This window comes from Cobetia sp. (assembly GCF_983723665.1).
The window spans coordinates 6,290-7,618 of the sequence record NZ_CFDJES010000131.1 but is presented as its reverse complement, the minus strand read 5'-3'; the positions used below and the strand labels follow the sequence as shown (position 1 = coordinate 7,618).

Sequence of the window (1,329 nt, the reverse complement as noted above, 5' to 3'; positions counted from 1 at the left end):
CCGACATGGCCTGCGATGCCAGACACGCTCAGATTGGAGGCTTCATGGCCTGGGATGACAGCGGCACCCCCAAGGTGGCACGTCAGACACTGGTAGACCGTCTGCTGGCCGGTTATACGCCGTCCGACAGTCATGGCATCTCGCTGGTCGATCACGCCGTGGTCGGCAATGTGCTGTATACCGTGCTGGAACATCCTCACGGCCATACCTTCATTCGCCAGCACCTGATGCAGGCCCCCAAAAATGGTGACCCCAGCCGCTGGGAATACCATATCCGTGACGAAGGCACGCCAGACATTCCGCTGCAATGCCCCGAGGAGCTGCTCGAACAGTCGACAGCGCCCGGTGAGATTGCCGCCCAGTGGCGCGCCGACACCCGCGCGGCGCGTGATGCTGCCGCGGCGCGCAAGCGCAAGATCAAGAAGCTCAAGAAGGGTGAGCTGCTGACCGCGCTGGATGGCAGCCAGGTGATCTTCGTGCGCGCCTTCACCGCCAGCCTCTTCATCGGTCGTGCGCCAGAGGATGGTGAGGACGATGAGTACGAATATCACTGGCAGGATATCTCGCTCTAGACCACTTTGGTGCTCTAGACCGCGCCAGCGCTTGCGCCCTTGCCGTTTCGCCCCGATTCCCTGACGTCACTGACGAGCCCTTATGCAGCCACAAGCCGACCCGTTCATCGTTCCCGTCTGCCACGAAACCTACGCGGTGCTGTACGCCGACGATGACATCCTGCTGATCCACAAGCCCAGTGGCCTGCTCAGCCTTTCCGGCAAGCATCCGCTCAATCTGGATTCGCTGCATCATCGCCTGGTCAAGGAATACCCCAGCGCCAAGTTGCTGCATCGGCTGGATTTCGGCACCTCGGGCATCATGCTGGTCGCGCTCAACAAGCCGGCCAACGGCAACCTGACCCGCCAGTTTCAGGACCGCAACATCGGCAAGTCCTACACCGCGATCCTGCATGGCCATCTGGAGGAGGACAGCGGGCGCATCTCGCTGCCCATCGCCAAGGACGTCGACCAGTTCCCGCTGCAGAAGATCTGCCACGAGACCGGCAAGACCGCCATCAGCGATTTCCGCGTCATCGAGCGCCTGGAGAATCCGGCGCGCACGCGAGTCGAATTCACGCCGGTGTCAGGTCGCACGCATCAGTTGCGCATCCATAGCCAGCAGATCGGCCACCCGATCCTGGGCTGCGACCTCTATGCGACGGATGAGGCCTTCTTCATGGCCGAGCGCCTGATGCTGCATGCCGAGATGATCAGCTTCGATCACCCGGTGAGTGGTGAGCGCATGGAAGTGCGCAGTCCCTGTCCTTTCTGAGCC

2 protein-coding genes are annotated in these 1,329 nt (G+C 62.0%); both read left to right on the top strand.

Annotation, left to right across the window (positions count from 1 at the left end):
* A partial coding sequence (locus tag AC4FAH_RS11960; protein ID WP_490246087.1) for a hypothetical protein occupies nt 1-572 on the top strand: 572 nt, incomplete at its 5' end.
* A gap of 82 nt (nt 573-654) precedes the next feature.
* Nucleotides 655-1,326: an RluA family pseudouridine synthase gene (locus tag AC4FAH_RS11955; RefSeq protein ID WP_054556709.1), complete on the top strand. Its 672-nt coding sequence runs from the start codon at nt 655-657 to the stop codon at nt 1,324-1,326.
* The last annotated feature ends 3 nt before the right edge of the window (nt 1,327-1,329 follow it).

Bases quoted from the DNA above. Each gene is read 5' to 3' on its own strand.
- AC4FAH_RS11955 (WP_054556709.1), top strand. From the start codon at position 655: ATGCAGCCACAAGCCGACCCGTTCATCGTTCCCGTCTGCCACGAAACC.